This window comes from Vibrio chagasii, assembly GCF_024347355.1.
In the GTDB taxonomy this organism is placed as follows: domain Bacteria; phylum Pseudomonadota; class Gammaproteobacteria; order Enterobacterales; family Vibrionaceae; genus Vibrio; species Vibrio chagasii.
In genome coordinates this window covers 444,139-467,084 of record NZ_AP025466.1, presented here as the reverse complement: position 1 = coordinate 467,084, position 22,946 = coordinate 444,139, and the positions used below count along the sequence as shown (strand labels likewise).

The 22,946-nt window shown below is 45.7% G+C and carries 17 protein-coding genes; 10 read left to right on the top strand and 7 right to left on the bottom strand.

Annotated features, from left to right (window positions below):
- Window positions 1-129 precede the first annotated feature (129 nt).
- Together OCV52_RS18065 and OCV52_RS18060 are read right to left on the bottom strand one after the other, a co-directional pair.
- The gene (locus OCV52_RS18065; RefSeq protein ID WP_137408981.1) at window positions 130-1,794 is read right to left on the bottom strand and encodes a VRR-NUC domain-containing protein; all 1,665 of its coding nucleotides are present in this window, start codon (window positions 1,792-1,794) and stop codon (window positions 130-132) included.
- 56 nt (window positions 1,795-1,850) lie between these two features.
- A complete protein-coding gene (locus OCV52_RS18060; protein WP_137408982.1) occupies window positions 1,851-3,086 on the bottom strand; it encodes an L-lactate MFS transporter in 1,236 nt (411 codons plus the stop codon).
- 597 nt (window positions 3,087-3,683) lie between these two features.
- On the opposite strand from OCV52_RS18060, the gene OCV52_RS18055 reads away from it, so the two are divergent.
- A complete protein-coding gene (locus OCV52_RS18055; protein WP_137408983.1) occupies window positions 3,684-4,064 on the top strand; it encodes an NADH:ubiquinone oxidoreductase in 381 nt (126 codons plus the stop codon).
- Between the two features lie 137 nt (window positions 4,065-4,201).
- On the opposite strand, the gene OCV52_RS18050 is transcribed toward OCV52_RS18055, so the two are convergent.
- Window positions 4,202-4,546 carry a YajD family HNH nuclease gene (locus OCV52_RS18050; protein WP_004740276.1) on the bottom strand — a complete coding sequence of 115 codons (345 nt, stop codon included), beginning with the start codon at window positions 4,544-4,546 and terminating at the stop codon, window positions 4,202-4,204.
- Between the two features lie 274 nt (window positions 4,547-4,820).
- On the opposite strand from OCV52_RS18050, the gene yghU reads away from it, so the two are divergent.
- The 8 genes from yghU (at window position 4,821) to OCV52_RS18010 (ending at window position 15,659) form a co-directional block, all read left to right on the top strand.
- Window positions 4,821-5,678: a glutathione-dependent disulfide-bond oxidoreductase gene (gene yghU / locus OCV52_RS18045; RefSeq protein ID WP_137408984.1), complete on the top strand. Its 858-nt coding sequence runs from the start codon at window positions 4,821-4,823 to the stop codon at window positions 5,676-5,678.
- A 200-nt stretch (window positions 5,679-5,878) separates the two neighbouring features.
- The gene (locus OCV52_RS18040; protein ID WP_137408985.1) at window positions 5,879-7,105 is read left to right on the top strand and encodes an NAD(P)/FAD-dependent oxidoreductase; all 1,227 of its coding nucleotides are present in this window, start codon (window positions 5,879-5,881) and stop codon (window positions 7,103-7,105) included.
- 220 nt (window positions 7,106-7,325) lie between these two features.
- The gene (locus OCV52_RS18035; protein WP_004740273.1) at window positions 7,326-7,649 is read left to right on the top strand and encodes a DOPA 4,5-dioxygenase family protein; all 324 of its coding nucleotides are present in this window, start codon (window positions 7,326-7,328) and stop codon (window positions 7,647-7,649) included.
- A 278-nt stretch (window positions 7,650-7,927) separates the two neighbouring features.
- A complete protein-coding gene (locus OCV52_RS18030; protein WP_137408986.1) occupies window positions 7,928-8,815 on the top strand; it encodes an ABC transporter six-transmembrane domain-containing protein in 888 nt (295 codons plus the stop codon).
- Window positions 8,805-9,980 (top strand): efflux RND transporter periplasmic adaptor subunit, encoded by a 1,176-nt coding sequence (locus OCV52_RS18025; RefSeq protein WP_137408987.1) that lies wholly within the window; start codon window positions 8,805-8,807, stop codon window positions 9,978-9,980. Before OCV52_RS18030 ends, OCV52_RS18025 begins: the two co-directional genes overlap by 11 nt.
- Window positions 9,977-13,126, top strand: coding sequence for an efflux RND transporter permease subunit (locus OCV52_RS18020; RefSeq protein WP_137408988.1), 3,150 nt, complete (start codon window positions 9,977-9,979; stop codon window positions 13,124-13,126). The genes OCV52_RS18025 and OCV52_RS18020 overlap by 4 nt, the downstream gene beginning before the upstream one ends.
- Window positions 13,123-14,157 (top strand): helix-turn-helix transcriptional regulator, encoded by a 1,035-nt coding sequence (locus OCV52_RS18015; protein WP_137408989.1) that lies wholly within the window; start codon window positions 13,123-13,125, stop codon window positions 14,155-14,157. The genes OCV52_RS18020 and OCV52_RS18015 overlap by 4 nt, the downstream gene beginning before the upstream one ends.
- A gap of 125 nt (window positions 14,158-14,282) precedes the next feature.
- Entirely contained in the window at window positions 14,283-15,659 is a 1,377-nt protein-coding gene (locus tag OCV52_RS18010) for an IS4 family transposase (protein ID WP_261900842.1), read from the top strand.
- A gap of 90 nt (window positions 15,660-15,749) precedes the next feature.
- Here the strand turns inward: OCV52_RS18010 and fruA are convergent, their stop codons facing one another.
- Genes fruA through fruB form a run of 3 tightly spaced genes read right to left on the bottom strand, consistent with a single transcriptional unit; the run spans window position 15,750 to window position 19,649 of the window.
- A complete protein-coding gene (gene fruA / locus OCV52_RS18005) occupies window positions 15,750-17,513 on the bottom strand; it encodes a PTS fructose transporter subunit IIBC (RefSeq protein WP_137408801.1) in 1,764 nt (587 codons plus the stop codon).
- Between the two features lie 15 nt (window positions 17,514-17,528).
- Window positions 17,529-18,506 carry a 1-phosphofructokinase gene (gene pfkB, locus OCV52_RS18000; RefSeq protein ID WP_137408800.1) on the bottom strand — a complete coding sequence of 326 codons (978 nt, stop codon included), beginning with the start codon at window positions 18,504-18,506 and terminating at the stop codon, window positions 17,529-17,531.
- 9 nt (window positions 18,507-18,515) lie between these two features.
- Window positions 18,516-19,649: a fused PTS fructose transporter subunit IIA/HPr protein gene (fruB, locus tag OCV52_RS17995; protein WP_137408799.1), complete on the bottom strand. Its 1,134-nt coding sequence runs from the start codon at window positions 19,647-19,649 to the stop codon at window positions 18,516-18,518.
- A 374-nt stretch (window positions 19,650-20,023) separates the two neighbouring features.
- On the opposite strand from fruB, the gene cra reads away from it, so the two are divergent.
- Entirely contained in the window at window positions 20,024-21,028 is a 1,005-nt protein-coding gene (cra, locus tag OCV52_RS17990; protein ID WP_137408798.1) for a catabolite repressor/activator, read from the top strand.
- Between the two features lie 58 nt (window positions 21,029-21,086).
- Here cra and OCV52_RS17985 read toward each other — a convergent pair whose 3' ends face one another.
- A complete protein-coding gene (locus OCV52_RS17985) occupies window positions 21,087-22,871 on the bottom strand; it encodes a bifunctional protein-serine/threonine kinase/phosphatase (RefSeq protein WP_137408797.1) in 1,785 nt (594 codons plus the stop codon).
- Between the last annotated feature and the right edge of the window lie 75 nt (window positions 22,872-22,946).

Sequence of the window (22,946 nt, the reverse complement as noted above, 5' to 3'; positions counted from 1 at the left end):
TGGCATTTTTTCTAATTATATCGAAAACGATTGAAAATGCTCATGTTCTGACAATTGTGTAGACAAGATCTCTATAGGATTGAGCGATTCGCAAGGCTTGGCTGTGGGCATAGAGCTCAGTATTCAGGCCTACTGGTTAACGTAACAAACAGAAAAGGGGACTGAGAGTCGCTCAAATTCCTTTATCCAACGCCATTGGTTGTCTTGTAATTTGTCTCCAGGGCCTTTGACTTCTATCCAGTGAAATTGGTCATCTTTAAAAGCGATCAGGTCAGGCATTCCGGTTCTAAACAGTTTTAGGTCACTCAATATGACTTTGAAGAGCTCGATCAGCAAGGCTCGTGGTACTGAGTGGATGCTATGTTCGATGAGTGCTTTAGGGAAGTGATTCCAATGAACAAACGGATTAGCAATGCCAAGCTTTTCATCATAGACATCGAGCAAGTGTTCAATGCCTTTGCTCGAGATGGTTTGGAATACGGCATTGATTTGCAATACACGCTTTTGTTGAAAGTCGGAATGATAGAGATCCAGCGGTCTATGTTGGTAGCGGTTGATAAATGCCCCCTCGACATCTGAGAAAATTACATCCCAAAACGCCAAGCCGAACAACCCACACAGAAAGCTGTTCTCGGAAAAATAGACTTCCCAACCTTGAACTTCAAAATATTGCTTAACGGCAAGCTCGACTCTGGTTTGGCTTAGGTCTAATTCCAATCTAATTTGTTCGCAAGTTGGCTTTGAAGCGCGTGGAACCTTTTGTCCCTGCTTGCGTAGCAACCTCTGCTCAAGCTTAACGGCGACTTCCAGTTCTGATACGTCAGATGGATTGGTTTGCATCTCCGTGACGGTGTCACTCATTAGGTCTAGTTCATCTTGCTTGTCGTAGATGCGAGCAAGCCGCTCTCTGCTCGGTGGAAGTGATGATTGCTTAAACCAATGAACGGCTTTTTCGTTCTGATTGAGTCTTTCTAGATCTCGAGCAATGTCATTGATCAGGCGCGAGCGTTTTCGCGCTATGGTGCGATGTTCTGATTCACACGGTAAGGATTGCAAAAGGTTCTCAAGAACATCGCTGTCCTTACGGTCACTTTCATAATATTGGCGCTGAACATCGCGCATTGAGAGCAGTTGATCGACCTGCTCCCTGGAGTTGAAGAAGCGACGCTGCTTGCTCAATGGGTAGTTTTCAAAAGTGTTGAGGCCAAGATCGCTTAAAACGAACTGACTGAGATCTTGGTATGTATTGGCAAAAAAGAGTAGCAGTAATAAATCGATAACTTCGGCTTCAATAGCATGGATACAGTCAAATGTTAAGGCTTGATAATTATCAAAAGGTTGTTGAGTCAGCAGCCCCAATAGCACGTCCTTTTTAGCCGACTTACTGCTTTTGAGGGGAGGAAATAGGTTTAATAGCTCAGGCTTGGTGAGCAAGTGTAAGCCTAACTCATGCTCTGTGATGACAAGGTTGTGTGTAGCTTTAGGATTACTCAGTGCGATAAAGCCGGATGTGCTCAGCTCTTGCAGCGCATCTGAGAGGTTGGGTATTTCAACGTAGTCGAGTTTATCACTGCGAAACCAACACCCCTTACGAGACAGCAAACGAACCATTAAACACTGGCTAGGTGTAGAAAGGCGCTTGTAACCTTGTAGCCAACGAGTTTCATCGGCGCTTAGAAGGTCAGGGTAGTACGTTTGAGCGTGTTCAATCAGTCGATTGAAGTTGTCGAGGTAGTAAGTTGGGTGTAGTTGAGGAGTGGATTCTAATGTCACTTGATACGTCGCTTCATACAAAAAGAGCCTAACCCTAAGGTTAAGCTCTTTCTTTTCAAATTCAATCTTTTATCAGATTAAGCTTGAGATGCTTTTAGCTCAGCCGCTTTCGCTTCAGACATTGGCTTAGTGATGATTGCTAGAACAATACATACTGCCATCATTGCTGCAGAAATAGTGTAAGCAAGGCCGTAGCTGTCGCCGTTAGTCATCGAGTAACCAACAACCGCTGTACCGATTGCACCACCGATACCCCATGCCGTGTAAAGCACGCCGTAGTTAGTACCGTAGTTTTTAAGGCCGTAGAACTCAGCTGTAAGCGTTGGGAATACTGCTAGTAGAGTACCGTAACCAACCGCTGCTACTGCAGTACCGATGATTAGTGTGAACTCAGTGTTAAACGTAGCGAATAGCGCCATGTTTGCACCTTGCAGAATGAACGCAAGTAGAAGAGTACGAACGCCACCGATTTTGTCAGCAAGCATACCAGCAGCAACACGACCGCCTGAGTTAAATACAGCAAGGATAGAAGCAAGGTAAACCGCGTTCGGTAGGTTTGCTTGTGCGCTTGCGATACTTGTGATGTTACCGATGATCATTAGACCAACAGAAGCTGCGAAAGCGTACATGATCCATAGAGAGTAGAACTGAGGAGTCTTCAGCATTACTTTCCAAGATAGGTCTTCGCTCTTCTTAACAGCTTTTGGAGCTTGGCCAGCTTTTACTTTTGGTTCAGCTGGAGCGTAACCCGCTGGTGGGTTGTTGATTGTTGCTGCTAGAGGTACAGCGATTGCTAGTACACCAACACCAAGAATCTTAAAGCTTGTTTGGATGCCCATGCTCTCGATAAGAGCAGCAGTAACTGGAGCAAGGTAAATTGCCGCTAGACCGAAGCCTGCTGCGATCAGACCGTTAACCATACCTTTCTTAGAAGGGTGGAACCACTTCATTGCAGAAGGAGAAAGACATGCATAACCGAAGCCGATACCAGCGCCTGCCATTACACCGAATGTGATGTTTAGCATTAGTGGAGAAGTCGCAAAACCAGATGCGATCATGCCAATGCCAGTAAGAGCTGTACCAAGAATTAGGATCTTACGTGGACCCATGCGGTCTTGTAGGATACCAGCAACAAGAAGACAGATAGAGAATGTGATTGTTGCAGTCGCGTATGGTGCTGATGCTTCAGCTGCAGACCAGCCTTCACCTTGTAGGGCTTTGTTAAATACACTCCAAGCATACAGGATGCCAAGACAAAGGTTGATACAGAAGCCTGCTAGCAGGATACGTGTAGCTTTATCAATCTTGCTCATTTTTATTCTCAGTTTTGTCTTTGGTCTAGTGAGAGCCACAGGACTAAAGACGGGTTATTGTGATTATTTCTTCAAAATTAGTTTGCGTTTATCAACAGATAGCGCAAAAGAGCGCGGATTATAACCAATAAAAATGTGATTGGAATCTCTTTTTCCATTTTTATCAAAATTAAACTTGAGTTGTTAAAGAACTGTTTTTTATGCGTGTTGCAGTTGTTGTTAACACCTTTCTTTTTTGTACACTTTGCTGGTTTAGGCTCCAGTATTCATGCTTTTTACCCAATCTCTTCCTGCTAGTGTCCCTACAAACCGTGCTCTCATCACATCATTGCAATTAATTTTAAATTATTTCTGTGGTTAATTTTGTGTAACAAAATAAATCAAATTGGACATTAATCGCCACAACCCCAGAGGGAACTTAGTTTGTTGAATTTACGAATGTTAATTGATTGTTAATAAGGGGCTTTGTGTTTCTTGTTGGTTACAATTTGTTCGTTTTTTGGGCTTGTTTTGTCCGTAAAAAGTGGGAAAATAGTACGCAAACTGAGATTTCAAATTTGAAAGGATGCGTTTCTAGTCTACTAAGAGGCAAGTGTTATGAAACTATTTTTAATTCTACTGATGTCGATTACTGGTGGTGTAGCAGCCGCTGATCATATTCATTCTTTCTTGTTCGGTTTCTACATTGCAGCACTTGCAGTGGGTAGTTGCTACTGGCTTGCATTCCGCAGCACACGTTTCCCACAGCTAGCACTAGTGCTGCTAATGTGCGGTTTCTTTGCAAAAATCGCGGTAACAGTGGTAGGTTTGTCTTGGGGTATCTCTAACGATATTATCCAGTCACCATTCATCTTCTCATTGTCTTACCTATTCTTCTTAGTGGTTGTGTCTTACGTGTGGTTCTCTTACCGCGATAAGCTGACACTAAAGAAACGTGAGAAACAGATTGAAGAATCTCGCAAGCAAGCTGCAGCATAGTTAAAAACAGATTTTCAAAAGCCTTCTTCGGAAGGCTTTTTTGATCCTGCGAGAACCTATATGGCCTCAGATAAAAGAAACCCCAGTATGGCGACATACTGGGGTTTCTTGTTATCGAGCCAGGAATGAAGAGCGTTTTACTTCTTCATCATTTTCGCTAGATCAGCAAACGGGTTATGTGTCGCCGTTTGGTGGTCGTCTAAACGTGCTGTGGCATCGACACCGTAGCGTTCGTGGTCTGTGTATTTAGAATGTTCATGATCGTGACAGTAAAGACACAATAGTTCCCAGTTACTGCCGTCTTCAGGGTTATTGGTGTGGTCGTGGTCGACGTGGTGAACCGTCAGCTCTCTTAGGTTCGAGTAAACAAATTCACGTGCACATTTACCACAAACCCAAGGGTAAAGTTTGAGTGCTTTCTCACGGTAACCTTGCTCCTGGCGAGCGTATGCCGCGCTTGAGCCATTGTAATCTGAAGACATTGCCAAATTCCTATTTGTTGTAATCAGTCGATACTATCACAGCTTTATTGAAGCTCTAGAGGTGTTGTCACTAAATGATGCTTTGCTTTAACTAACATCAATTTTGCGCTGGACTGGTTTGTGAACGCTTATACAGAGGGGGCCGTATGTTGGATATGTCTTTCTGGAATAAGGCATGCTTAACAGTTTGAAAAGAAAACGCATTGAGGGGTTTTAACCGAGTAAATGTGACCTAATATCTGTTGGTAAGACCCTATACTAATAAGGAAATATCATGTCACATCAATACACACCACCAAAAGTATGGGTTAACGATACTGCCGGTGGTAACAAGTGGGCAAACATCAATAGCCCTGAATCTGGCGCTCGATTCGACAAAGCTCTGGCTGTTGGTGAACATGCTCTGCAACTGTATTCTCTTGGCACACCGAATGGCCAAAAAGTGACGATCATGCTTGAAGAGTTATTAGCTGCGGGCGTGAAAGAAGCTGAATATGATGCGTACTTGATTAATATTGGTGAGTCGGATCAATTCTCTTCTGGTTTTGTTGGTGTAAACCCTAACTCGAAAATTCCTGCTTTGGTCGATAAATCTGGCAATGAAGACGTGAACGTTTTTGAATCGGCTTCCATTCTGGTTCATTTAGCTGAAAAGTTTGGTCACTTCTTACCGAAAGAGGGCGCTGCTCGTTCTCAAACGTTTAACTGGCTATTTTGGGCACAAGGCTCAGCCCCATTCCTAGGTGGCGGCTTTGGTCACTTCTACGCTTACGCAGATGAAAAGCAAGAGTACCCAATTAACCGCTTCGCGATGGAAGCTAAGCGTCAACTAGACGTATTGGATAAGCAGCTAGCAAAAAGTACCTTTGTCGCTGGAGAAGAGCTGACTATCGCCGATATGGCTATTTGGCCTTGGTATGGCAACCTGGTACTCGGTAACCTTTATGATGCTGCTGAGTTCTTGCAGGTTGAGTCTTACACCAATGTCGTTCGCTGGGCGAAGTTACTAGAAGCGCGTGAAGGCTTCCAACGCGGTCGTATTATCAACCGCTCATGGGGTGAAGAGTGGGAACAAGTACCAGAACGCCACTCGGCTGAAGATATTGATAAGGTACTGAAACTAAAGCCTTAGTTTTTATTTAAGGTAGACAGAAGCGTCACAAATTCTTTTTGAATGTGGCGCTTTTTTGATCCTGTAATTAATCAATTTGAGTTTTATTATTACAAATTAGTAAAAGTGATTTGATTTGAATTGGGATTATCATTAATTTTGTTATAAATATAATGCACTCCATCAGAAAGATTTTGCCTTTAGGCATGGTGGGTAAGCGAATGTTGAAACAGAAAGAAAAGATTGTTGTGGTTGGTGGCGGCGCTGCTGGCCTGGAGTTAGTTACGCGTTTAGGTCGTGATAAACGTTATGATGTGACACTTGTAGAGCCATCGTCACACCATTACTGGAAACCGCGTTTACACGAAATTGCAGCGGGAACATTCGACGAAGAACTCGACGCTGTCAGCTACTTCCAACATGCATCTTGTAATGGTTACACCTATGTTCAAGCCTCCATGAGCGGCTTAGAGCGTGCTAATAAAGTCATCAAACTGAATCATTTTAGCGGTACGATGCAAGAGCTAGAGTACGATTATCTTGTTATCGCAGTCGGCGCCATCAGCAATGACTTTAAAACAGAAGGCGTGAGTGAACACTGTCTATTCCTTGATTCAGCATTGCAAGCCCAAAAAGCTTGGCAGGAGATCAACCCTCTACTGAGAGCAAGCAGTCAGCGCAAAATTTCAATTGTTGGCGCAGGTGCAACGGGCGTTGAACTGGCGGCAGAGCTAGCAAAAGTGAGTGCCAAGCTACAGCGCTATCGTCAGGAAGGCAGTCTTGAGATCACTTTAATTGAAGCGGCTGATCGTGTGTTGCCTGCTGGGCCTGAATGCATGTCGAAACGAGTTCATGAAGCTTTGGTAAAACAAGGCATTAACGTTAGGACTGGGACTCGCATTCAAAGAGCTGAAGAGGCGAAATTAGTCACTTCAGAAGATGAGATTATTTCAGCAGATCTGCAAGTATGGGCTGCTGGTATTAAATGTGCAGATTGGCTAAGTGAATTAGATGGTTTAGAGACAAATCGAATCAATCAACTAGTTGTAGATCAGACACTAAGAACAACCAATGACAACGATATCTTTGTGATTGGCGACAGTGCAGAGTGTCCACAACCGGATGGTTCTTTTGTTCCGCCAAGAGCTCAAGCTGCTAATCAAGCCGCGGGTCACTTGGCTCAGCAGTTCAAGCGTTTAGCGAAAGGTAAGGCATTACAACCCTTTGTTTTCCATGATGGAGGTATGTTGGTAGCGGTTGGTCATGACTATGCGGTCGGCGCGCTGATGAATGACAGAGTACTTTTGCGTGGTCGATTTGTGCGGAACCTTTACGACACTATTTTCCGTTTACATCAAAGAGTGTTGTTTAGTTGGGGGCGTGTGACCGCATTGGTCGTATTAAAGAGACTGAAATGTGCACTAAACCCATACAGTAAAAAGATCTAACGTAGGTAGGTTTGAGGCTTACCCTCAAGTTGCTACTTCAATGAGCGCCATGCATAAGGTTATGTATGGCGCTTTTCTTTTGTGCAAAAGACATCCTAGAACTGTGATACATCGTTAAAATCGTAAGTACTGATTTTGGCTGACTTATCATATTTAGATTTAGCTATTGCAGGCTATTTAGGTATAAAATCGCGTCATCATAATTCTAAAGGATTGTGCCATGTACCACGGTCATGTTTATTTCCCTCTGCGATTTGCGGAGCAAGCAGAAACACTTCGTCAAAAGATTCTATCTGAGCGTAAAGATGTATTAGAGGTTTTTCCTTTAGTACAACGTTTGGTTGGCCCACATAAAATGCCGATGTTTGAGATTCATTTTGCCAACAAAGAGTCAGGCATCGTGGAATGGCTTGAGCAAGAGCGCGGTGATATGTCGGTGCTGATTCACCCAGTAACTGGTGGTGAAGAAACATTAGACCATACAGTACGTGCGATCTGGCTTGGCCGTGAGCTAGGTGTATTTGAAGACACGCTAAGTAGCTAATTTAATTTACGCCCGACAGTACGTACCTAATAAACAATACGTTTGTACCAAACATAAGCGAATCATTGTTTTCTTCTGTCGGGTGAGTTATCCCAGTTTCCACTTCGATAAATTCAACCTTCCTGTCTGAACTTCCCTCTAATTAATGTAATTAAGTTCGTCGCCTATAGGGTTTGCTGCCCTTGAATTGCATGTGATTTCCCAATACAGCAATCTGGGACACTTTTTCCCATGCCGAATTGGTAATACTGACGCCATATTCATTTATGGGCTCAATAATGCTATTCAAACATCCCATCTCTCTGCTAACGATTATTCGGCTTAACCCATTAAAGGTCGCTTCGACTTGGTTAATGGTTTTAGCTGAAAACGTGATGCTTATTCTGCTGCCGCTGTTTATTGGTTACGCCATCGACGGTGTGTTAAACCAAAGCTTCCAGCCCTTGATGATGCTGGCATTGATCCTTTTTGTACTGGTGATCATCAGTGTCGTTCGTCGTTTCTACGATACCCGTGTATATGGCGCTATTCGTGTCAAACTGGCGAATATCGTGGAGCGAAACCTGCGTGGCTTATCTTTATCAACCAAAGACGCTCGTCTCACAATGTCGCGTGAGCTGGTTGATTTCTTAGAAGACGATTTGCCTGCTCTGATGACGGCAGTGGTACAGCTTGTTGCGACAGTGGTGATTCTCTCTACATTCCATTTCTCATTGGCGCTTTGCATGTTGTTTGCAGGGCTATCGATGCTCGCGATTTATGGCGCGTTCCACCGAACCTTTACCCAACTTAATGGCCAATTCAACGATCAAGTCGAACAGCAGGTTCAACTGTTGAGCGGTGTTCGCTTATCAGCGCTTCGTTGGCACTTTGAACGCTTAAAACAATGTGAAATCAAGCTTTCAGATACTGAGGCGATTGTCTACGGACTGATCTTTACCGTTTTGTTTGGCGCAGTCGTGGGCAATTTGTGGATGGTGAGTAAGCTTATCGAGCCGACTGCAGGACAAGTGTTCTCTATCGTTACTTATTCACTGGAGTTTGTTGAAACCGTAGTGATGCTACCAATTACACTGCAAACCCTTTCTCGTCTTACTGAAATCAGTCAGCGACTCAATCATACCTCTGTCCAACAGGCTACCAAGGAGATGCCTTATGAAGTTTAAAAAGCCACTTTCGGTATTAGTCGGTTGTGCGGCTATCTTTGCTGCCTTGATTGTTGTCGATGAATTGGAACCTGAGGTAGTAGAGCCAGTGAAGAAACAAGCAGTACTGGCACCGGTTTCTGTATTGGAGGTGACACCTTCGCAGCACGAATCGACGTTAACGGTACTTGGCTTAACCGCTGCTCGTTGGCCAATTCAACTTAAAGCGTCGAGTAGTGCGCAACTTAAGTGGCTGAATGAAAACATTGAACCGGGACAGCTAGTGACTAAGGGCGACGTGTTGGCGAGGTTAGATACCAGCGCCGTTGATGCGAACTTGGCGCAAGCGTTAAGTGCGTTAAAGCAAGCTGAGTTGGAATTGAAACAGGCTAAGCATGAACAGACTGTCGCTCTTAAAATGCTCAACCCAAAAACAAGTTCGTCCTTTGCACGCAGAGAGCCTCAAGTGCTTGCAGCGAAAGCTAACCTGCAACAAGCCAAACAGGCGTATGTCAGTGCGAAGAAGCTAGTCGAAGAGTCAGTGATTACGGCGCCTTTTGATGCTGTGGTCATGAAACGCCACATTAGCCCAAGAGAGTGGGTAGAGGCGGGGCAAGTGACCTTTGAGTTAGCCGCCAGTGATTCGATTGATATCGAGCTTCCAATCTCTGAATTGCATTGGCAACAAGTACAAGCTGCCTTGGTTAAGCCGAGCATTCGTGTCGTGAGTCGTTCTGGGAACCAATGGCCGGCGAAGGTGCGCTATGTGTCGCCAGAAGTGGATTCGGTGACTCGCCAAAGACAAGTCGTGCTGTCGGTTAAAAATCCTGACCACGATAAGCCTAGGCTTTTCCCTAATCAGCAGGTTCAAGCTGTGGTTAACCTAGGTCTACAAGATGATGTGATTAGCATACCTCTGAGTGCGATGACCCGAGACGGGTATGTGTGGACGTTGGACACAGAAGACCGTTTACGAAAAGAGTTGGTAACACTTATTGGTCAAGGCAGCCAAGAGCTTGATATTCGCTTCAATCATCGAAGTGATGAGCCTCGCCGTGTGGTGCAGTATCCACTTTCTTCCATGCTTATCGGTAAACAAGTCGCGCCTAGGTTCAATGGAATCCATTCTGAAGCCATGCTCGCGAGTAAATCTGATGTCACACAGATTAAGGAATCAAACCAATGAGTTGGATGACAAGATGGTTCATTAATAACCCAGTCGCTGCCAATTTGTTGATGATGGCGATTGTTATCAGCGGTGTGTTGGCGTTTGGGCAGTTGCGTGTCGAGTCGTTCCCGCAAATTGCACCATCATCAATCAGTATTACTGTGGCGTATCCTGGCGGTACTGCACAACAAATTGATGAGAGCGTAACGCAACGAATCGAAGAGTCGATCAGCGGCATAGCAGGCATCAAACAGATCACTAGCCAATCGAGTGCTGGCGTGTCTCGGGTCGTGGTACGTAAAACCAGCAGCACAGACTTAGACAAGCTGTTGGATGACATTCGTAACCAAGTTAACGCCATCAACGGCTTTCCCGTGCAAGCAGAAAGACCGCAAGTGGTGCGCAATGAATTTACCAACTTAGCCGCGTTTGTTGTGGTGTCAGGCCCAAGAACCGATGAAGAGTTACAACCTATTGCTAAGCAACTTGAACAAGCGCTGAAGAAGAACCCTCAAATTTCCATGGTCTCAAACTGGGGAACTCGAACGCCTCAGTTGGTGATCGAGCCAGATCCAGACCAACTCAAGGCGCTGGGATTGAGCTTGGAAGATCTTGCAGGTTTAGTTGAGCAGCGTTCACTTGAGTCTCGTAGCGGCGAGCTAATTAGTGACAAAGGCCGAATGGTGATTCGTGGTGACGGTTATGCCGATGATTTACAGAAGCTCAATCAGCTTGTCGTGATTTCGGGAAGTAATGGAGAAATACGCTTGGGAGACATTGCCAAGCTAACCCGTGGCTACCAATTCAGTGGTTCTATCGTGCGTAACAACGGTTCTAACGCCATCGCTTTGTTGGTCAGTACTAGCCAAACCGATAACCTACTTAAAGTCAGCGAAGCAATCAGTGAAACACTGGATGCACAACGAGCGATTCTACCTTCGGATATTGAGCTGAATACCATGGCTGATATGGCGCCTTACATTGAAGAACAGCTGTTTCGTTTGAGCGAAAACGCCTGGCAAGGCTTACTAATTGTACTGATCCTACTTGGGATATTTCTTGAGATTAGGCTCGCGTTTTGGGTCGCTATGGGCATCCCGATTGCGTTCACAGGGACGCTTGCCGCAATGCAGTGGTTTAACTACAGCATCAACGACATCACCTTGTTTGGTTTTATCTTGGTACTCGGAGTACTAGTGGATGATGCCGTGGTTGTGGGGGAAGCGATACATGAAAAACGGACGCGTAGCACAGGCTATTCTCCTAATATAAACGGAAAGAAAGCCGCTTGGCAGGGCGTGCATTCCGTCTCAGTGACAACTGTATTTGGTGTGTTGACAACTATTGCTGCATTTTCTCCAATGCTCTGGATTAACAATGAGTTAGCCAAGGTGCTTGCTGGGTTTTCGGCCGTGGTGATCTTCGCTTTGATCTTCTCGTTGATTGAAAGCAAATTTATTTTGCCGTCACACTTGGCTCAGCTTTCAGTGAAAAAGCCATCGACCAGTATTTTTGCCAAGGTTCAGAACGCCGCTCAAGGCGGTTTGCAGTGGTTCAATCTCAACATCTATAAGCCAATATTGGAGTTTGCACTCGGTTACAAAGGGGCGTCTTTGCTTGGGTTTGTCGCGGTTATCTCACTGGCTTATGGCATGTGGTCGAATGGGGCGATTCGAAGTGCGCTGTTCCCTGAAATTCCGGGGCGTTACATTACGGCTGTTATTGAGCTAGAAGATGGTGCGCCGTTACCACTGCAGCGCCAAGCTTTGTTGCAAGTAGAGCAAGCGATGACCCAGGTTGAGAAAGGCTTAATGGAAGATTATCCATTACAAGAGAAGCCCGTCGTAAACCTGCTCGCGTGGTCAGATGGTTATGGGGAAATTGAAGTCACTGCCGAGCTTACCAATGAATCTTTAAGCTTATTGCCGGGCAATTTACTGCTGAAGCAATGGCGAGAAATCACTGGGCAAATTGAAGGCGCTTACTCGGTGAAATTCAGCGCAGCAGAGGAGCCTGCTGGTGGCACATTCTTAACGATCTCTTCCAACGATCGTGAATTGGCGTCTCGTGTCAGTGAACAGCTAGCAGATACTTTAGCGTCCTTAAAAGGTGTTTCGGATGTTTACGATGATGGTCAGGATGGTTTACCACAAGTTCGTTTGGTGCTGAATCAATATGGTCAGCAGCTTGGCTTAACGCAAGTCACGCTAGCTCAACTTGCAGACGAAGCATTTGGCGAAAGGGAAGTTCATCGTCTTTTAGAAAACGGACAAGAGACCAAAGTATTGCTGCAATACCCTAGGGATGAGCGCAGAACCTTAGCTCAGCTACAGCAAGCCATTATCATGTTGCCGAACGGTGGTAGCGTGATGATGGGTGATATTGCTGAGTTCCGTCACGAGCAAGAACCGCAAGTGGTTTATCGTCGAGACCGAGAGCAAGTGATTAACCTCTATTGGAAGCAAAACCGTGACCTGCAATCACCAGAAAAAACACGTGAGCAACTTGAAGATACGATTGAGTCTCTGCACCTTCAATATCCAAGCGTAACCATCAAAGCGGGCGGTGAGTTTGAAGAGATAGGGGAAGTGTCGGATGGCTTTAAATCCGCAATGATTCTGACTCTGCTGATGATCTATATCTTGTTGGCGGTGCCTTTGAAGTCTTACTGGCAACCAATGATTATCATGGCAGTCATCCCATTTGGATTCGCAGGTGCGATTTTTGGTCATTACTTGATGGACTTGCCGATCAGCATTCTTTCAATGTTCGGTATGATGGCCATGACGGGGATCGTGATTAACGACTCGTTGGTGCTGATCACGCGTTTTAATACGGAATATCGCCAAGGCGTGCCACTTCAGAAGGCGTTAGTCATTGCGGGCACCAGCCGTTTGAGGGCGATCTTCTTAACCACGATAACCACTGTGTGCGGCTTGTTGCCGTTACTAAGTGAAACGGCAGAACAAGCACAATACCTAAAGCCTGCAGCGGTATCCTTGGTATTTGGTGAACTGTTTGCTACTGCGGTAACGTTGATCTTGATACCTGTGTTGCTTGGTCTGTTTTGCCGAAAAGCGCCTCAAGCTGAAGAGCTTATTGAAAAAGAGCAGGTCGAACAAGAATCACATGTACAGGCACAGCTCACTTTGGAGCGCTCATGATTGATTTTATAAAGGACAAAGACGATAGTGAAGCCAAGCGATCGAATTCGATCAAGTCGACAGAGACAAGAGCTTCTATGCCTGAGAACAAAGACCGTATGACGCAACAGAGCAAACCTGACTATCAATCAGTGCCTGGCTTTAAGCTGGTGCCTGAGATTGCGTTAGTGGAATCTTTGCCAGAGCACCTCCAAAAACGCTTTAGCCATGCACTTAATTTAATGCATGAAGAGTGGGGTGAACGTCGTACTTGGGAAGAGATCGCAACCGAAAGCGCGATTTCGCCATACCACTTTCATCGTCAGTTTACTGAGCTGTTTAATGAAACGCCGGGGCAGTACCTGAGCCGAGTGCGTCTACAGATTGCGGTTAGCCTGTTGATCAATGACGAGCCATGGAGCGTTATTGAGATAGCTCAGTATTGTGGATTCTCATCATCACAGTCGTTAGGCAAGGCGCTCAAGCGTGAGTTGGGCGTGACGGCAAAGCACATTCGAGAAATGGGTTACAACGCGACTCCCAAGGAGACTGCCGATTTCATCCAGAGATTGGCACATCCGGGGGTGCAGTCTTCCATCGAAAAAGAGCTGGTTAAGTCGATGCCGACAGAATTAGTTTGGTATCCAGAGCGCGGTATGCAGAAGCTTAAGCTAGACGATCCTGATTGGGATACCGTGTTTGAAATGTACGGTCTGAAATCAACACAACTCATGGGCACAACACCAATTAAGCAGATGAGAAACAAGTGGGACGACATAGACGCTGAAATCGGTAACTGGCAAGTGGCTAAAGAGCGTTACGATATGATCATTCCAGAAGGATACTACTTGTGTAGCGATGTGTATCTGGTTTCCGATGTCGCCTACAGCACGGCTTTAGAAGCGCAGTTTAACGCGGTTGAGCAACAAGGCTTGCAGTTAGACGTGAATGGCTATTTAGTGGAGATGATTCGCCATATAGATGATGACGATGTAGAAGGGGTGACTTTCTCTTTCCAGTTGCCCATTTTAACGACCCAAGATAGCGAATAACAAAAAGGCTCCTCATATGAGGCTGTCTCTTATACACAAATCCCTAAGCCACGCTTGGGGATTTTTTTTGAACTATTTTTAGGTTTCATGATCTGATCATCTAAGCAATGACAAGGATGATTATCATGACCTATATAGAGCCAACCCTTTGGGCACAAAAACAGTTCGGTCAAGCCCACCTTAATGACCCTAGACGCACTCAAAGACTCGTTGCTCTCGCAGCCTCACTGGCCGAGCAGCCTGGCGTACCCGTCTCGAAACTCATTATATCCCCTGCTGAAATGGAAGGGGCTTATCGCTTCATCCGTAATGAGCAAATCAAAGCAGAAGATATCGCAGAAGCGGGTTTTTATGTCACCGCACAAGAAGCATTAGAGCAACAAACACTTCTTGCCTTAGAAGACACCACTTCTCTCAGTTACTCCCATCGCAGCATTCGAGATGAACTCGGGCACTCTAATCAAGGCAATCGACATCGCGCCATGTTTGTACACTCAACCTTACTTTTTGCTCCCGACACTCAATCTGTTATTGGTTTAATTGAACAACAGCGCTGGACTCGTGATATAGAAAAGCGAGGTCAAAGGCACCAGCATGCGACTCGACCATACAAAGAGAAAGAAAGTTATAAGTGGGAACAAGCCTCTCGCCATGTCGCTGAGCGACTTGGCGATAAAATTTCGGATGTCATTTCTGTGTGCGATAGAGAAGCCGACCTATTTGAATACCTCACTTACAAGCGAGAGCAACAACAAAGGTTCCTCGTTCGCTCAATGCAAAGCCGCTGTATTGAAGAGCACGATAATCGTCTTTATAGCTATGCTTCTACCCTGTTATCAGCCGGAGAGAAAGTGCTCGAAATACCGCAAAAAGGCGGTCGTAAAGCTCGCAAGGCTCATTTAGATATCAAATATGCCCCCGTGACACTCAAGTCTCCTGCTAACAAGAAAGAGTTCGATAACATTCCGCTTTACTACGTGGGATGTATAGAACAAGGAGAGAGTGGTAATAAGCTCGCATGGCACTTACTGACTTCAGAGCCGATAACGAGCAAGGAAGAGGCACTCAAAATCGTCAGTTATTATGAGCGGCGCTGGCTGATAGAAGATTTTCATAAAGTCTGGAAAAGTGAAGGGACTGAAGTTGAGCAACTGAGAATGCAAAGTAAGGATAACTTAGAAAGGCTCAGCGTCGTTTTGGCTTTTATCGCGACTCGGTTACTCCAGTTGAGGTTTATGAATGAATCAGACGAGTTATCTAAGAGCAGTTGTGAGCAGATATTAAAAGGCAAAGCGTGGAAGTTAATGTGGCTCAAGTTGGAGAGCAAAAAACTACCGAAAGAAGCGCCTAATATATCATGGGCTTACAACGGTATTGCTCGGTTAGGTGGTTGGAAGAATACCAAGCGAACAGGTCGCGCTTCTATAAAGACGTTATGGCAAGGATGGCTTAGGTTACAAACCATCCTTGAAGGGTATGAACTCGCCAAGTCTCTTGATTAACCAGACTTGTGATCAAGAGACAGCCTCATATGAGGAGCCTTTGTTTAATGATAAGCCGCTTTATAGAAGGAGCTTAACAGAGTAGGGGGATTAAGCCTCTGCCGTTACTTTAGAGCCGCTCATCTTTTTAAGTGCTGCGTAGCCAAAGCCAGTTACTAGCGTACCTGCTGCAATCGCTACTAGGTACATAAGTACTGGAGAGATAGCGCCAGGAATCAGTAGTACGAATAGACCGCCGTGTGGAGCCATCAGCTGTGCACCAAACATCATTGATAGAGCACCAGTTAGTGCACCACCTGCCATACATGCCGGGATAACACGCATTGGGTCTTTCGCTGCGAATGGAATCGCACCTTCAGAGATGAAACATAGGCCAAGAACGAATGATGCTTTACCTGCTTCACGTTCGCCTGCTTCAAACTTGTCTTTCACTAGGAAAGTCGCAAGGCCCATACCTAGAGCAGGAACCATACCTGCTGCCATGATAGCTGCCATTGGTGCGTAAGTTTGCGAAGCCAATAGACCAACACCGAATGTGTAAGCGGCTTTGTTTACTGGGCCACCAAGGTCGAAACACATCATTGCACCTAGAATCACACCTAGAAGAATCGCGTTAGACGTACCCATGTTGTTTAGGAAGTCTGTCATTGCGCTCATTACGCCAGAAACAGGACCACCTACGATGTATACCATCACAAGGCCAGTGAACAAACTCGCGATAAACGGAATGATCAGGATTGGTTTAAGCGCTTCCATAGATTGTGGAAGTTGAACTTTGTCGGCAATGAACTTCGCAGAGTAACCCGCAATAAAACCCGCCGCGATACCACCTAGGAAGCCTGCGCCTGTTGAACTAGCCAGCATACCGCCGATTAGACCAGGAGCCAGACCAGGACGGTCAGCAATCGAGAATGCAATGAAACCAGCAAGAACAGGAATCATCAGTGCGAATGCAGAACCACCACCGATAGTCATCAGTGCAGCTGCCAGTGTGCCTTCTTCTTTAAACGCTTCGATGCCGAATACGAAAGACAGTGCGATGATTAAACCACCCGCAACAACCACAGGAAGCATGTGAGATACACCTGTCATTAGGTGCTTGTACACGCCTTTTTTCTCATCAGCAGGTGCTGCTTGTGAAGAAGAGGCTGTGTGTTGGTATGGCTTAGCTTCAGCGAACGCTTTCTCAACTTCTTGCTTAGTTTTCTTAAGAGCTGGGCTAGTTGTTGTTTTGTAAAGAGGCTTACCATTGAAACGATCCAGTGGAACGTCGATGTCGGCTGCGATGATAACTAGGTCAGCGTCTGCGATTTCTTGGTCTGTTAGTTGGTTTTTCGCACCTACAGAGCCGCGAGTTTCCACTTTGATTTGGTGACCTAGGCGTTTACCTTCTGCTTCAAGCGCTTCCGCTGCCATGAAGGTATGTGCAACACCTGTTGGACAAGCGGTAATCGCAACGATCTTTTTGCTGCCTGTGCTGGCTGTTGTAGAAGAGTTTACTGAAGTACCCGTCACTTCAGCAGTGCTTTCAACTTGAGAAGCGTCTAATACTGTTGCTTCTGCTACCGCTTTCTCTAGAAATGCTTTTGCATCTGAAGTGCACTCAGAGATAGCTGCTTGGTAAACTTTTTTGCCCACGAAACGTGTTTTATCAACGTTTGTGTTCGCTGCAATAAACACAACGTCGCAGCTGTCGATAGCGTCTTGTGATACTGGAGATTCAGGCAGCACGCTTGATTGGCACTCAATAGCGGCGTTCCAACCTAGTGCTTTTGTTGCTTGCTCTAACAAGCCTGCTGCGATGATGCTGTTTGCTACGCCACTTGGGCAAGCTGTGATAATGGTAATATTCATAATAAACCTTTTGTCCTATTTGCTTGTGTCTAACTGGTTAGTTGGAGTACCAAGCACCTGTAATTGGATATTTTGTAGTACTGAATCCAGCTCTTGTTGGCTGGTTACACCCACACCTACCTGCGAAACGGCTAGAGCAGATAGGGCGGTTGCGAATTTGATAAGTTCTGGTTTTGGCATTTGCTGCATGTGACCCCAACATAGACCAGCAACTAAGGTGTCGCCTGCGCCTACGGTGCTCACTACTTGCATGCGTGGTGGCTGAGCGTGTAACCATTCACCTTGGTTCAGCCACATAACGCCTTCAGCTCCTAGAGATACCACGATGTTGTCGATGCCTTTTTCACTCAGGGCTTGGCCTGCGTGTTGGCATTGGTCACGCGTTGTCAGTTCAGCATTGAATAGCTGAGACAGCTCTTCATCGTTCGGCTTTATCAACCAAGGCTGTGCATTGATACCAGCTTTAAGTGCATCACGGCTGCTGTCGAAAAGAACCTTTTTGCCTAGGTCACGTAAGCGTTGTACCCAAGAAGCGCACAGCTCTGGTGATACGCCTTGTGGCAAGCTGCCCGCAATCACGAAATAATCGTGTGTTTCAGCCAGTTCTAGCAAGGTTTCTTCAAACGCTTTAATCGCGTCAGCATTAACAGGAACACCAGGGAAGTTGATGTCGCTTACTTGGCCAGAGTTCTCTACCAGTTTCACGTTGATGCGAGTTGCGCCATCAACACGGATGAAACGGTCTGTTGCGCTCATTTGTTCGAACAGTTGGCAGAAGGCCTCTTCGTTATTGCGACCAAGGAAACCTGTTACGGTCACTTTAGCGCCAAGCTCAGAAAGTACTTTTGCTACGTTTACGCCTTTGCCTGCTGCGTGCAGAGAACCTTGATTGACTAGGCTAACCGAGCCAACATTCAGTGCGTCGATAGCACCAGTCAGGTCTAGAGCAGGGTTTAGCGTTACAGTAACGGCTTTGATTTGTTTATCAGACATATCGATTCCTTAACCTTCGCCAAGGCCTGAAGCGATAGCTTTGCCAATCGATTCAAGTGCTTGTGCTGCATCGTCACCTTCAGCAACAAACTGAAGTTGGTGGCCGTGTTTAACGCCAAGTGCGATCACTTTCATCAAGCTCTTCGCGTTCACTTCTTTTCCGTCGCCATCTAGGTTTGAAACGCGGATTGTTGATTCGAACTTCTTCGCTTCAGCAACCAGCATAGCGCCCGGACGAGCGTGTAGTCCGTGTGCGTTTTTAATCTTGAATACTGCGCAATTGTCATCACCTTCAGAGGCTGTAGAAACCGCTTCACCTTTAAGAAAGCCAATTACTTGTGCAACGTCAGCAGATAACAGTTGTTGCTGTTTACCTTCGAAAACCATTTTGCTTAGGTTTGCCAGAATAGATTGGTGCGCGCTGTTGCAAGCCGCGAATGCCACAAGAGCTTTCACTGGTGTGCCCTCGAACTCACAATCGTTCGCTGTAGAAACAAAAGATACGCCAGTGCGCGTTACGCCTTTATCGCTACCTAGTAACCAAACGCCTTGACCTAGGTGAGTCGGTGTTTTTGTTACTAGGTCAGCAACGAATGCGTTGTCTGTACAACCTGTGTTCTTCAGTAGACCGCCAGCTACCGCCGACATTTGAACCATGTCGCTTGCTGGGAACAATAGTTGAACTAGAGAAGCGTCTAGGTCGGCTTCTAGCTGAACTTCGCCGTTTAGCAGGGCGATGATTTCGTCTTCTGATTTCGCTTGCTTTAATTTCTCTTCAACGCCGTCTGCCGCTAGCACTTTCGTTAGCTGCTTAAGGATGCCTAGGTGCTCGTCAGATTTCGCTGCAATACCAATTGCTACGTAAACACGGTTGCCGTCTGCCCAATCAATACCCTCAGGGAAGTGATGTACTGCAACGCCTGTCTCTTTTACTAGGCTACGCGTGTCAGTGGTGCCGTGAGGAATCGCGATGCCGTTGCCTAGGAACGTAGAGTTCTGGTTTTCACGGTTCAGCATTCCTTCAACGTAGCCAGAGTCCACTAAGCCTTTCGTGGTTAGGTCGCCAGCAATGTTCTGGATCGCTTTGAATTTGTCATCGGCCGTTTGACCAAGAGTGATGTCAGATTTTGATAATTTAAGCATGGTGCCTCTTTAGCGTATCGCTTGAGAATTTGTGTATCGCTACGATTCAGTCTAGAGCAATATTTTCTCGTCGCTTGCTCTTTGTTTTATCTTGGCTGAATCGATTCAGCATTCAGTGTAAAAAAATTCAGCAAAGCCAATTCTGTTAACCAAAATAGTTTTGCTGCGTGTCGTAATTTCAGTTTCGTTCATAACGAGAAGTTGAATCACGACAAATGACGCTCAATCCATTCAAAAGGATGATTGAAGTCACTTTTAAGATTTTGCTGAATCCTTTCAGCTTTTATACTGAATCGATTCAGCATATAATTCAACTAATCCAAGGATCAGAAGATTGGTAATATGATCCTACGCACAAAATACAGGTCACCCATATGACACTAGATGAGATTGCCAAACTAGCCGGTGTGTCGAAAACCACGGCCAGTTACGTGATTAACGGTAAGGCGCAAAAATACAGAATCAGTGAGAAGACTCAGCAGAAAGTAATGGCGGTGGTAGACGAGTATAACTACCGTCCAGACCATGCTGCTTCGTCGCTGCGTGCTGGTAATAGCCGTTCATTTGGTTTGATTATTCCTGACCTGGAAAACAGCAGTTACGCGCGCTTAGCAAAACTGATAGAGCAGAACTCACGTAAAGTGGGCTATCAAATCCTGATTGGTTGCTCTGATGATGACGCTGAAACCGAACGTAAAGTAGCGGAAGCGCTGGTAAGTCGTCGTATTGATGCCTTGCTGGTGGCGAGCTCTATGCCAGACGCCAATGAGTTTTACTTGAAGTTGCAAAACTCGGGCACGCCTGTGATTGCGATTGACCGTCCGTTAGACGATGAACATTTTGCCTGCGTGATCAGTGAAGATTTTGAAGCCGCCTTTGAACTGACTCATTCAATTCTAGATGACAACATTCACAGTGTTGGTTTAATCGGCGCACTGCCTGATCTGAACATTTCACGCGAACGCCAGTTGGGTTTTGAAGCGGCGAATAAGGCTCATACACAACAAACAGGGCTAACAGAAAAAAAGCCGATGGTTGTGGGTTATGGTGAGCACTTTGATCGTGAATCCGGTCGAGAAGTGTTTGAAGAGTGGATTGCTAAAGGTACCGTCCCTGATGCGATTGTCACTATGTCTTACACCTTGTTAGAAGGTGTGCTTGATGTGATGGTTGAAAAGCCAGAGCTGATCAATCAAGTAAAGTTGGCGACTTTTGGTGATAACCGATTATTGGATTTCTTACCCTTTAAGGTTCACTCACTGCCGCAGCAATTTGAGGTCATTGCAGACAGCGCGTTTGCTTTGGCATTGAACGCTTCAGCAAAACGTTACCAGTCGGGCATTGAATTGGTGCCGAGAAGCTTAGTGAAACGTACTTAACGCGCCGACGACTCAAGTTTAAGAGAGCCTCTGTGACTTTTAAGGTACTGAGGCTTTTTTATTGAATCAACAAACCAAATTCCACCAATGCTACTAAGCCTAAAAGTAGGGCCAACAGCTTCCAAAACTGAATGGGATGGCGGTTTATCAATGGTTGCTTGGCTTTGTGTTTCATCAGGTTTTGGTTGGGTGTGTAAAGGTCTGCCACAAAATCGCCCAAAATCGGATATCGCTCGGTCGGTGATTCTGCACACGCCTTTTGTAAAACCAAATCAATCCAAGCCGGTAAATCCGTTCGCTTTTGTGTCAGCGGTTGGTATTCCCATTGGTGATGGCGTGATTGCTTGAGAGATTGCGCGCTCATTTCAGAGTAGGGCAATTCACCCGTTAGCATTTCATAACCGATCACCGCGATAGAGAACAAATCCGAGCTTGTCGTAGCTGTGTTGTACTTAATGCTCTCTGGTGCGGTGTAATTCACTGCGCCGAGTGGAGTTGGGTCTTTGTCTGTTTGTTCTCCCTCTTCTATTCCTCTGACTAATACCGCACCAAGGTCGATGATCTTGATGTCGCCATTACGTTGAACCATGATGTTTTCAGGCTTCAAGTCTCTGTGTACCATGTCGGCTCGTTGCAAGACACGAATCCCTTGTGTGATTTTTTCGAGTATCTCACGCACTTTCTCGAGCGAGGGTTTAGGGTTGTCGTACATCCATTGCCTTAGCGTGACGCCTTCAACCAATTCGCAAATTTGATACAGAAATTGAGAGTGTTCTGGCGTTGGGTAAACCTTCATTACTTTCTTGTTATTCAACAAGATGCCAGCCCATTGCTCGTTAAAGAAAGCCCTTAACTGTGCTGGATCGTCATGGTATTGAACCGAAGGCACCTTTAGGACGAATTCGGTTTGTGTCTCTTTCTGCATCACACGATACACATGACTTCGAGTGCCCGCATACAACACCTCAAGTACCATAAAGTTATCGATACTTTGACCAAGCTTTAACGCTGGTGGAATAGCGCGCTTAGAGAGCTTTTCGTGAAATTCGATTAATGACGGCGTAGGTAAGTGAGTAACTTCGACAATCAGGCAGCTCACGTTGTCTGCGCTATTGTGGCTTAGTGCTGTGTTACAGATGGTTTGAGCTGCGTATTCGAAATCTGCACCGGGTTTGTCGATGTGTTCTTTAAATGTGTTAGGGGAAACGAACTCATGCACACCATCCGAGGTTAGGATAAAGCGGTCATTCTTCTTGATGGGTAAGGTTTGGTAGTCAACATTGAGCTGATTATCCATGCCTAATGCTCTGGTTAAGTAATGCTTCTGTCCCATGTTCTTACGAGTGTGGTCACGGGTCAGTTGGCGTAATTCTCCATCTCTTAGCAAGTAAATGCGGCTGTCACCCACATGGAATAGATGAGCGGTGTTCGATTTCAATATCACGCTGCTGAAAGTCGAAACTAAGGCATTGTGGTTAACTTGTTGTGCGGAATGAATATTAGAAACAGAGGTGTTGAAGAGCCAAGAATTAAGCGAAGTTAGAACTTTTTGCGCCGAACGCTGAATGCTCCAGCTTTGTGGGGTCGCGTAATAGTCGTCAATAAACTGTATCACACTTGTGTGACTGGCTTTCTGACCGTGTTCACTGCAACTGGCTCCGTCGGCTATGCAGGCAACACTGCCTTTTAGTTCTTGTTCTGCACGAGTCTTCGGATGTTTTACAATGATGGCGTCTTGGTTTTCGTCACGTACGCCTTTATTCGAATAACCACCAAACTTCAAAGTCAGTTGGTTATTGGTTTCTGGCTTAATGACTTGCCCTTGGCTGAATGAAATCGTCATAACTGGTCTTCTTCTTAACTGGCCGTTTTCTCATTTGCTTGAGAGCACATCTGAGAAAGAACAAAAGCTCTCAGT

What these genes read in the sequence shown, in the direction of transcription:
- pfkB (WP_137408800.1), bottom strand. Translation starts at nt 18,506, where the DNA reads ATGTCTGATAAACAAATCAAAGCCGTTACTGTAACGCTAAACCCTGCT.
- OCV52_RS18025 (WP_137408987.1), top strand. Translation starts at nt 8,805, where the DNA reads ATGAAGTTTAAAAAGCCACTTTCGGTATTAGTCGGTTGTGCGGCTATC.
- OCV52_RS18020 (WP_137408988.1), top strand. Translation starts at nt 9,977, where the DNA reads ATGAGTTGGATGACAAGATGGTTCATTAATAACCCAGTCGCTGCCAAT.
- cra (WP_137408798.1), top strand. Translation starts at nt 20,024, where the DNA reads ATGACACTAGATGAGATTGCCAAACTAGCCGGTGTGTCGAAAACCACG.
- OCV52_RS18060 (WP_137408982.1), bottom strand. Translation starts at nt 3,086, where the DNA reads ATGAGCAAGATTGATAAAGCTACACGTATCCTGCTAGCAGGCTTCTGT.
- OCV52_RS18010 (WP_261900842.1), top strand. Translation starts at nt 14,283, where the DNA reads ATGACCTATATAGAGCCAACCCTTTGGGCACAAAAACAGTTCGGTCAA.
- fruB (WP_137408799.1), bottom strand. Translation starts at nt 19,649, where the DNA reads ATGCTTAAATTATCAAAATCTGACATCACTCTTGGTCAAACGGCCGAT.
- OCV52_RS17985 (WP_137408797.1), bottom strand. Translation starts at nt 22,871, where the DNA reads ATGACGATTTCATTCAGCCAAGGGCAAGTCATTAAGCCAGAAACCAAT.
- OCV52_RS18030 (WP_137408986.1), top strand. Translation starts at nt 7,928, where the DNA reads ATGCTATTCAAACATCCCATCTCTCTGCTAACGATTATTCGGCTTAAC.
- fruA (WP_137408801.1), bottom strand. Translation starts at nt 17,513, where the DNA reads ATGAATATTACCATTATCACAGCTTGCCCAAGTGGCGTAGCAAACAGC.
- OCV52_RS18040 (WP_137408985.1), top strand. Translation starts at nt 5,879, where the DNA reads ATGTTGAAACAGAAAGAAAAGATTGTTGTGGTTGGTGGCGGCGCTGCT.
- OCV52_RS18035 (WP_004740273.1), top strand. Translation starts at nt 7,326, where the DNA reads ATGTACCACGGTCATGTTTATTTCCCTCTGCGATTTGCGGAGCAAGCA.
- yghU (WP_137408984.1), top strand. Translation starts at nt 4,821, where the DNA reads ATGTCACATCAATACACACCACCAAAAGTATGGGTTAACGATACTGCC.
- OCV52_RS18050 (WP_004740276.1), bottom strand. Translation starts at nt 4,546, where the DNA reads ATGTCTTCAGATTACAATGGCTCAAGCGCGGCATACGCTCGCCAGGAG.
- OCV52_RS18015 (WP_137408989.1), top strand. Translation starts at nt 13,123, where the DNA reads ATGATTGATTTTATAAAGGACAAAGACGATAGTGAAGCCAAGCGATCG.
- OCV52_RS18055 (WP_137408983.1), top strand. Translation starts at nt 3,684, where the DNA reads ATGAAACTATTTTTAATTCTACTGATGTCGATTACTGGTGGTGTAGCA.